The following is a 10,258-nucleotide window of genomic DNA, read 5'->3' as shown; positions in this document are numbered from 1 at the left end:
GTAGCAAAACTGAAACAGCCCCTCCCAAGGGCCGGCGCGCTTTCAAGGACAGCGGGCAGTCTCCCGCTTTGATCGTGATCAGCTGTTTTATCAAAGGATTTCTCCCTGATGACCGACAGCTGCAAGGTCTTGATGATCTTTCCGCTTTTCAACGCAGGTTCGTTCTGGAACTACAAGGAAACCTGTGATCTAACAGGCGCCGCTCGGCATGATCACGGTTGCAGCGCTGCTCCCGAAGCACTGGGAAGTCAGGCTTATCAACCGCAACACCGAGCTTTTGACGGAAGAAAACTTCGCCTGGGCCGATATGGTGATGGCAGGTGGAATGCTGCCCCAGCGTAATGATGCGCTGCATATTATCGATATGTGCCGGGCCAACGGCAAACCGGTCGTGATTGGTGGCCCTGATGTAACGTCCAGCCCTGATGTCTATAGCGCTGCCAATTTTCAGGTTCTCGGAGAAGCCGAGGAGATCATGGCCGACTTTATTGCGGCATGGCAGCGCGGGGAGCAGCGGGTGTTTTCAAGGCTCCCATGGGCAAGACCAATGTTACCTTGAGCCCGACACCGCGTTTTGACCTGCTGAAGCTTGATCAGTACCTACATGTCGGGGTTCAGTTCTCCCGTGGATGCCCGTTCAGTTGCGAATTTTGCGATATTATCGAACTCTATGGCCGGACGCCGCGCACGAAAACAAATGAGCAGGTACTGGCGGAACTCGATGCCCTGTATGCACTCGGTTATCGCGGGCATGTCGATTTTGTCGATGACAACCTGATTGGCAACAAGAAGGCGCTTAGGAAACTCCTGCCTGATCTGAAAGCGTGGCAGAACAAAAAGAACTTTCCTTTCGAGTTTTCCACTGAAGCATCGATCAATCTGGCAGACGATGCCGATTTGTTGCGCGATCTTTCCCAGAGCAATTTTTTCGCTGTTTTTATCGGGATCGAAAGTCCGGATACGGACACCCTGGTCATGACGCAGAAAAAGCAGAATACACGCCGCAGTCTGCAACAGAGTATCGAAACAATTCACAGGGCCGATATTTTTGTGAATGCGGGTTTCATTGTCGGTTTTGATAGTGAAAAAGGTAGCGTCGCCGCAGGTATGGTCGAATGTATCGAAGATACGGCGATCCCTGTCTGCATGGTCGGCCTGCTCTATGCCCTGCCCACAACACAGCTGACCAAACGGCTGCTCAGTGAAGGACGGCTTTTCGTCGATGACGGGCAGACGCAATCAGGTGACCAGTGCACTGCCGGGCTGAATTTCGAGACAAAACGTCCCCGTCGCGATGTGCTGGATGATTACAGGACGGTACTCAGGACCATCTATGCGCCCGGGGCTTATTTTGATCGCGTCCGCCGGTTGGGGCGTATGCTTAAACGAACGCGCGGCCACCGGATGATAAAAGGGGATCTTCGCAGTTTTGTAAGATTACTTTTCCGGATTCATAGTGCCGGCCCGGGAACCGCCCAGCAATTCTGGCGCATGCTGTTGGATTGCGCCCTGCATAACCCCAAAGCACTGCCCTATGTTGTTATGACAAGTGCTTTATATTTGCATCTTGGTCCCTTCGCGCGACAGGTTGTTGAAGAGATTGATCGCGAAATCACCAATATTGATCAGGGGCATTGGAAAATACCACCTTTCCGGACGGCGCCCGTCGAGGCCGAACTCGAACTGGCCTGATCCTGTAGCGAGCTCTCATTTCCCAGAACGCGGAGCAGAAATTTGCTGCGTCGTTCTGGGTTACCTTGCTGCTTTCATCGCCATGTAGTCCCTACACGGCTACAAATTTTGTGGATAGCGACGGCCTAGCTCATGGTTTTAGGTCAGCCCGAACAGAGTGTTGCCCCGTTGCAGGACGCCGCGCCCGTGGACAGATTTTGCTGATTCAAGCATATGCAGAATATGGTGTTTATTGACCTTGCCCGGTTTAACAGCCCACAAAAACCAACACGAAAGAGTAGCTGCACTTCCTGATTGCAAAGGTTAATAAATAGTGAAAGAGTGCATGGTCTGAACCGCTATGGTAGGCGATGCCTTTCCTGTCGGCTGCCCGCGTTACAAAGCTATTGGCGAGAAGGTTGACTGATATAACAATGCTGGTTTTCCCAATTATATCAGTCCATTATGGAACTTTGTTCATACGAAAAGCCTTACTGGCCTCGGCATATTACCTCACCCGATCGCAGTCTATATTTCGTTCAATAATCGCTCGGCAGTCCTCTGGATTGTTCGGCTATTCTTACCGGAAAACTAGAGGTTATTGAAACCATGAGCCATATCAGACGCAAGCTTGCAGTCTGCATGTTGGGGTGCGCTTTCACTATGGGGTGCTCTCACTCTCCCCCCAAGGATGCTAACACAACCTGTGGGCAGCAACCCAATGCTCCCCGTAATGGTATGCATGGCCATATCATGACGAGTGTTGGAAATGGGCTGGGCCATATGGCACCGATGGCGCTCTCTGCCATACCCGGCATGAATGGAATAGGCGGCGGAATTGCTGGCATGGGCATGCAACAGGCCATGAACCGTGTTGGTATGGATCATACCCATGGCATGGGCAACAATGACCCCCTCCACCCCGAGGGCGAGGATTCTGAAGCGCCCGCTATACCCTCTTTCCCCTGTGAACAAGAAAAAAGCGTTCCTTCAACAATTAATAATCAGGACATCAAGTTTGACGAAGGAAAATAGCGCAGCGTACGAAGTGAGCTTTTTATAAAAACCCACTCACGACACAAAATTTCCTGTATGATCTGTCCATGAAGTCTCCCGCCAGAAAAAAGAAACGTAGTCTCTCCGCCAATAAGGGTGCTGGCCCTGACCTGAAAACCCTGGTTATCCTGACAATGGTGACTCTCCTGTTACTTGGGGGCGCTATTGGTTTTCGTATGCTTATCAGTAATCACCATGAAAATATTGGTGGTGCCTATACGCTGTTCGATACACAGGGGCAGAAAGTCACGCAGGGTAATTTCCGCGGCCGCTACACGGCTCTTTACTTTGGCTACACACACTGCATCGACGTATGCCCTCTCACGCTTGATACGATCTCTGCTGCACTCGAACGTATGGGGCCTGAAGGGCAGAATATTGTTCCGGTCTTTATCTCGGTTGACCCCCAGCGGGATACACCGGCAGTCATGCAGAATTATATCGCACGTTTTTCACCCCGGATTGTCGGCTGAGTGGCTCTCCAGAACAGTTAAAGCCCGTTCTGGATGCCTTTCATGTTACGGTGCGTCGCCATGATGCCAAGGCCGTTGACTACCTGATTGATCATACATCCATTCTCTATGTCATGGATGGACAAAATCATCTGGCGGGAATGATCCCGATTGATGATAGCGCCGAACAGATGGCGGTCGATCTGGCCCGTATTCTGCATAAAAACTGAGAGGCCAGATCCCTGCCTTATAAGCTGAGCCGCACACCACCAAAATATGCCCGAGGTGAACCAGCATAAATAGACCCTGTGCTATTTGCCAGTGTGCCAGAACCCGCCTGCTGGCCATTGCTCAGCAATGTATCGCTGATATTTGTAGCTCCCGCGATATAGGTCTGATTGGCGACATTCTGCACCTCGCAATACCAGTGCAGCCGATGCGCCCAGCCAAACCGGGCTGGCGGGTTATAATGCACTTCAAGATTGAGCAGCGCGTAACCGGGCGCTTTCAGTTGGTTGGCATTGTCCAGCCAGTATGAATCACGCCATGTGACTTCTGCATAGCCTCCCAGCCTTCTGCCGGGCCATCTGGTTGATCATACAGGAAGCGGGCATTGAGAAAATTCGGAATAACGCCGGGAATGGCATTGCCATTGCGGCTGAATGAACGCGAAAGCGTGCTGTTGGAAAGAACTTCGGTATAATTAGTGTATATCTGATTGTCGTAAGTATAGCTTAGTTTAATTCGGCCGCCGGGAAGTGTTTTTGGTAATGGCCGCCAATCCACACCCAGCACGATGCCACGATGCTGCGAAGCCGGGGCATTGAAAGTATAGGTGCCAACCGTATTAACGCCCGCAGACTGGCTAACAAGCTCGTTATTGTAAAATTCGTAAAACCCTGTGGCCTGAATACGCAGCGTATCATCCGGGTGCCAGTCAGCACCAAGGTCCACTCCCACGCTGCTCTGGCTTTCTATCTGTGTATTGTTGCCATATTGACCCTGTGGCGTAATGAACAGATTGGATGCTGAGGGCGTACCATAGGCCGTGCCAACCCGTGTATGGAACGTCCAGTCTTTGGATGGGGCATAAATCAGCGCACCTTCAGGGGCGAGGTTAAAAAAGAAACGGTTGGCTGTCACATAGCGCCGGGTCATGCCAGCAGCGGAATAGCCATAGAGTGTTTCTGTTGCCCCGATATCAGAATAAGTCCCGCCCAGTCCGATAACGACATGCCATTTGGGTGCGAAATGCCAGTCTTCCTGAAAGCGTGCTCCAAGATTCCACTGATGACCGTATGATTCAGTCGTCATCGCTCCCCGGCTCGCGCCGCCCAGAGGCATGACGTTGTAGGTCTGATAACCGTAATCGAGATAGTCGAAACTGATACCGCCAAATGTTTCAAGCGGAGAGTGCCCGATCAAAGCCCGGTTCGTTACATCGCTACTGACAGCATAGGAGTTATAAGGACCGACAAAGGTTGTTGGAGAAGTCGGCTGGTTCACATGACGCTGATCATAGGTGAACTGGTTGCGCCATGTCGTGTGGGGGTTGAAATCATGCTCCCACCGCAGCCCGACAATGGTGCGCCTATCAAACCGTCCCAGCCCGGCGGCTTCAGCTGATGGTCTCCTTGTCACCATACCGCCCGTTTTTGAGCAGAGAGACAGAGGCACATCCCGCAGCAGCGCTGGCCGCAGAATAACAGCCCTGTTGATAGGGGTTGGTCTGATACTGGTTCAGCGACAGACGAACAGGCAGGTAGGCATTTGTCTGGTTATTGACCACCTTAAAAACGAGCCGATCGGTGTCTGTCAGGTTCACGCGCAGGCGCATATTCTCTGTCGAGGTATTGTAGCGGCTATTGGCAATAAAACCTTTTCCCCAGACATCGCTACCGAAGATCATGAGGTCGTAACGCCGGTTGCCAAAACCAAGGGTTGCATAGGTATTGAACAACCCGAAACTGCCAAAATCAGACCCCAGCTCCGCACCGTGAATATCCGCGCCTTTGCGGGTACGAAAATTGATTGCACCATTCATGGCGTAGTTACCGTAAACGGTTGAGGCTGGGCCTTCAAACACATCAACCCCTTCATAAGCATGCGGGTCAATCAGGTCGGCTCTGGCTGTTCCATCTGGTTGTGTCATGGGAAAACCATCTTCAAGCACCTGTAGGTTCTTGAGCCCATAGGACTGGCGATCACCAGACCCACGAACGGAAACAACCGTGTCCCGCGGGCCATTACCCTGCGTAAAGCTGACGCCGGGAATAGTCACAACCATGTCGGCTACGCTCTGGGCGACCTGACTGGCATAGTTGCTCCGGTCGGAACTAAAAGTTGTCTGTCCGGCTGGCCGCACAGTCGCGGGTGCGCGGCTATTGCCTGTAACGGTAATCTGCTCCGTTTCTCCCCGGTGAAAAACAGGTTTGACTAATTTGCTATCGGGGTGATCGTCTTTGAGAGAGGATACGGTTTCCTTTCCCTCGGCTCCATAAGCCAGAGCGCAGGACAACATAACAAAGCCAAATGCCATGCCAGAAAAACGGCGTGCATTGCCATACGGGTAGGACATATCTCTGAACCTGAACAAACAGCGCTGAAAGCCCATGCGTTTTCAGGCATGGGCGGCGGCAGAAGGTCAGATCAGGCAGGAGGGCCCTGTGGGCAGAGTGCCGCGCGCTCCGGCAAGGGCGGCCCACGGATAGGAGCAAATATCCAGACCCGCTGGGCAATACACGGCAAAAGCCGCCCTATGACAGGAATATCTGCGTTGGTCGGCAGGAAAAGCTCAAGGGCATCAGAAAGGAGTAGGCTGTCATCATGGTCATTCGTGCCATGATGATGCCCATCCTGCTGGAGTGGTAATGGCGTGTCGTCGCAAAGAATGCTTAGCTTGGTCAGGTCTCCGACCTGATCCGCCAGCACGGACGATGGTACCACCATCCCCCCGAATGTCAGGCGCAAGAGCAGAGCAAGCAGAACCAGTGGCCAGAAGACCACCAGTTGAGTCAGGCTGTTCACTCGTGCGTGCATAGGCAGGGCATACTCTACGGCTCCCCGTTTGACCAGATGGGCTTGACACAATGAGTAGCTGCCTATCGTCAGATAACAGGCACCACGTGTTATGTTACTGTGACTGGCGCGTCTTCACCATCGGCGAGCAGCATGGCTCGGGCAGGCTTGTGCTCACTTGAGGGGGTAGATAAGGGCCACACTCAAGTGTGGCCTGTTATTTGCGCATTTAAATCAGAAACGATTCAGTGAGATATCAACATCCTAATTTACAGGGTTTTGAAATTTTCAACATGCTGTGAAAACTCACATGACCGATATTTCACATTGACCGTTTTCTGCAGATCAAAGCATGTAAACGAAGAGACTGCAGCGGCGTTGAACCTGTTCCGACGTTCTCCAAAAGAAGGTATGGCCCCATGAGCAAGAAAAATGAGTCCGAGTTCAAACCCTATCATCATCCGCAGGTGGATGGGGGGCGGCTGGTGCCACGGCTAAAGTACTCATGGAGCAGAGTGTTCTCGTTAAAGGTTCCCGCGGATTGCTTGCGATGAATCAGCCGGGTGGCTTCAAGTGCCCGAGTTGCGCATTTCCTGATCCTGACCATCGAAAGAAACTCGAATTTTGCGAGAACGGGGCAAAAGCGCTGGCACATGAGGCAACCAAGGCGCGCCTTACACGTGAGTTTTTTGCCCAACATACCGTCACTGAGTTAATGGAACAGAGCGATTACTGGCTGGAAATGCAGGGACGTCTGACCGAGCCAATGCGTTACGACCCAGCGACAGACAAATACCTGCCCATAGCATGGGACGACGCCTTTACGCTTATCGGCCAACATCTCAGGGCGCTGGAGAGCCCCCACCAAGCTGAGTTCTATACCTCTGGTCGTACAGCGAACGAAACGGCGTTTCTTTACTCGATTTTTGTGCGTGAATTCGGGACCAACAATTTTCCTGATTGTTCGAATATGTGCCATGAACCCACATCACGCGGGCTTCCGGCATCGATTGGCATTGGTAAAGGCACGATTGTCATGGCCGATTTCGAACATGCCGAAGCGATTTTTATTATAGGCCAGAACACCGGAACCAACTCACCACGTATGATGACGAACCTCGTAGAGGCGCGCAAACGGGGGATTCCGATTGTCCTGATCAACCCCATGCCTGAACGGGCATTGATCCGCTTTACGGAGCCGCAGGATATTGTGCAGATGAGCACATTTGGCTCTACGGCCATTTCCAGCGAGTTCGTTCATGTGCGGATTGGTGGGGATCTGGCAATCCTCAAGGGCATGATGCGTGTGCTTTTTGAAGCTGAAGCACGCGGTGAGGACGTTCTGGATCAGGACTTCATCAAAGACCATACGGCCGGACTGGACGCCCTGCGTGCAGATGTGATGTCACAGTCATGGGTGGATATTACCCGCATATCGGGGATTTCAGAGGAGCAGATCCGCCGTATTGCTCAGATCTACATAAAATCAAAAGCAACAATTATCTGTTATGGGATGGGAATAACCCAGCATCAGGAAGGCTCGCACCTTGTCCAGCAGATTGCCAATCTGCTCTTGCTAAAAGGCAATTTCGGTAAAAAAGGTGCCGGAGTTGCTCCAATCCGTGGACACTCCAATGTACAGGGAGACCGAACTGTCGGGATCGATGAAAAACCGACACAGGCTTACCTTGATCGTGTCCGTGATGTCTTTGGCTTCGAACCGCCCCGCGAACATGGCCACCATGTTGTAGAAGCGATTGAAGCTATGGAGCGGGTTATGCCAAGGTCTTCATCGGTATGGGAGGTAACTTCGCGCGGGCGATCCCGGATACCGAGCGCTCTTACGCCGCGATGGAAAAGCTGCACCTGACTGTAGCATTGCCACGAAGCTCAACCGTGGGCACCTTGTTCACGGCAAAGACGCCCTTATTCTGCCGGTTGTCTCACGTTCCGAGATCATCAAAACCAGCACGGGCGAACAATTTGTAACGATTGAGGATGCAATGTCGAACGTGACAGCATCCCGTGGTGTATTTGAGCCTGTCAGTACCAGCATGCTGCCGGAAACAGAAATCGTATGCCGGATTGCCATGGCAACCCTGCCGGATTCAAAGCTGCCGTGGGCCCGTTACATAGACGACTATTCTCTGATCCGTGACAAAATCGCCGAAGTCTATCCGGCAATCTATGCTGATTTTTCAGAGAAAATGAAAGATCCTCATGGTTTCCATCTGGATATTCCGCCCCGCCGCCGGGTCTGGATGACGCCGAGCGGGAAAGCTAATTTTCTTGTCATGCAGGGACTTGAAGTGAATGCGGTGATTAATGATCCGGCCATGCTGCGTCTTGCAACCATTCGTTCGCATGATCAGTACAACACCACAATCTACAGCAATAATGACCGCTATCGCGGAGTCTATAATAACCGTCTGGTTATTTTCATGAACAAGCAGGATCGCGAGGATCGTGGACTGGAGAACGGTGCTGTTGTGGCTCTTGAAACCTATAGTGATGACGGCTACCGACGGTATGTTGACGGGCTGAGAATTCTTGACTACCCGATGCCCCGTGGGGCCATTGCAGGGTATTATCCCGAGCTCAACCCGCTTCTGCCTCTCGATTTCCATGATGAAACCAGCGGAACGCCAGCGGCGAAGGCAATTCCGGTCAAGGTTGTGCCGAGCGTTGCCTCTGCTGCTCCAATCCGTATCGCTGGGTAAGCGTTTAGCTACCTCTGGATTTCCAAAAATCTGCCCGCTGGAGTAAACCAGCGGGCAGTTTAGATGATTTTCAGCTGTTATCCTTCTTGAAATGCGCCGGGAAAATCAGTGGTTCCTGATGCAATACATGCCGCCCAATCACACGACGGGCCAGCACTTCCGGGTCATGAGAAGACAGGGTTCTGACATCGCGCCAATATTGGTCAAAATCCGCCTCTCTTCCAGTTGCCCGGCCACCCAATAGTTCGAAAATACGCGGCGTTATATGCAAGGCCGTGCGCGAAGCAAATGTGCGTAGCGAGAGTGTTTCCAGCGCTATGGCTCCATAATCCTCATCGGTCAGGGAGGTGCGGCGTTCCCACTGTTCCTGAACAGATTTTATGACCTTTTCAAAATAAGCCTGTGCTGCCTGAACCTGTACCCAGTATTCAGCAAATTCAGCCTGAATGAACGGATCGTCCGCCGAGATACTCACGCCCCCATAACTACCCTGTCGGCGTCCATGCAGGGACCATTCCCGCACCTGCTCAAGGGCTCCGAGCGTGCGCCCGATAAAAACAGCCGTATAGAAAATAGCGCCAAAGCTGGCCCAGAGCGGTAGCGGGCCTGTCTGAGCAGGGCCGTGGCCCCAGTGCAGCACTTCATCTGGCAGGATACGGACATTATGGAACGTAATAGTACCGGAATCCGTGCCGCGCAGGCCGATAGGATCCCAGTCATCATGAAATTCTAGCCCTTCGCGCGCGGTTGGTATAACTGCGTAAATATAGCGATCCTTATCCGGGTGAATGGCGAGCAGTGTGGTTACTTCAGCCAGAGGCGCGCCTGTATTCCATTTTTTCGTGCCGGTAATGGTAAATCCACCATCAGGGTGATGCTGTGCGACAAACTCCTTGTTTACGTACTGAGTGACATTCCCCCAGAAAAAACGATTTTCCGTTGCCTGACGCACGATCGCATCATTGTTGCCTGTATAGTCGGTTAGAAGTGGTACGAGTGAATTGTAGTAGTTGAACCCCAGAAGGGCTGCGGTCGATCCATCAGTCTTGGCAATTCCCAGAACACTTTGTGCCGCGTCCTTCAGAGTGCCACCACCGCCACCAAGTGATTTAGGATAGAGCAGGCTGACAAGCCCTGTCTCGCGCAGGCGGCGGATCTGATCTACCGGCCGTGCGCCTTCCAGATCACGCTGCACGGCACCGGCTGCAAATTCCTTTGCGAGATCCCCTGCACTCTTTACCCAATCCTGCGGGAAAGGTGCGATCTGTTGCGGGCGTGTTACGCGCACAAGCTCGTTGCGGGGTGCTGGAATGGTTCTGTTTTTTTCGAGAACAGTCATGG

At 52.4% G+C, this 10,258-nt stretch carries 4 protein-coding genes and 4 pseudogenes; 5 read left to right on the top strand and 3 right to left on the bottom strand.

Features of this window, described 5'->3' with window-relative positions:
- From JCM25143_RS23085 to JCM25143_RS25025, 4 genes and pseudogenes are all read left to right on the top strand, one after another.
- Positions 1 to 188: hypothetical protein (locus tag JCM25143_RS23085; protein ID WP_234394846.1), on the top strand; the 188-nt coding region annotated here is incomplete at its 5' end.
- Positions 106 to 1,692 (top strand): annotated as a pseudogene (locus JCM25143_RS15780) (B12-binding domain-containing radical SAM protein). The gene JCM25143_RS23085 and the pseudogene JCM25143_RS15780, both read left to right, overlap by 83 nt.
- Positions 1,693 to 2,424: 732 nt before the next feature.
- Positions 2,425 to 2,706 carry a hypothetical protein gene (locus JCM25143_RS01400; RefSeq protein WP_148299967.1) on the top strand — a complete coding sequence of 94 codons (282 nt, stop codon included), beginning with the start codon at positions 2,425 to 2,427 and terminating at the stop codon, positions 2,704 to 2,706.
- 68 nt (positions 2,707 to 2,774) lie between these two features.
- Positions 2,775 to 3,409, top strand: a pseudogene (locus tag JCM25143_RS25025) (SCO family protein).
- Positions 3,410 to 3,426: 17 nt separating this feature from the next.
- Here the strand turns inward: JCM25143_RS25025 and JCM25143_RS15770 are convergent.
- Positions 3,427 to 5,793: pseudogene (locus tag JCM25143_RS15770) on the bottom strand (TonB-dependent receptor family protein).
- A 35-nt stretch (positions 5,794 to 5,828) separates the two neighbouring features.
- The gene (locus JCM25143_RS01385; protein WP_234394841.1) at positions 5,829 to 6,206 is read right to left on the bottom strand and encodes a hypothetical protein; all 378 of its coding nucleotides are present in this window, start codon (positions 6,204 to 6,206) and stop codon (positions 5,829 to 5,831) included.
- 410 nt (positions 6,207 to 6,616) lie between these two features.
- On the opposite strand from JCM25143_RS01385, the pseudogene JCM25143_RS15765 reads away from it, so the two are divergent.
- A pseudogene (locus tag JCM25143_RS15765) lies at positions 6,617 to 8,917 on the top strand (FdhF/YdeP family oxidoreductase).
- A 70-nt stretch (positions 8,918 to 8,987) separates the two neighbouring features.
- Here JCM25143_RS15765 and JCM25143_RS01375 read toward each other — a convergent pair.
- Entirely contained in the window at positions 8,988 to 10,256 is a 1,269-nt protein-coding gene (locus tag JCM25143_RS01375) for an acyl-CoA dehydrogenase family protein (RefSeq protein ID WP_025859774.1), read from the bottom strand.
- Positions 10,257 to 10,258 lie beyond the last annotated feature (2 nt).

It is taken from the genome of Acetobacter papayae JCM 25143 (genome assembly GCF_000613285.1).
Lineage (GTDB): Bacteria > Pseudomonadota > Alphaproteobacteria > Acetobacterales > Acetobacteraceae > Acetobacter > Acetobacter papayae.
This window is presented reverse-complemented; position numbering and strand designations above follow the sequence as displayed.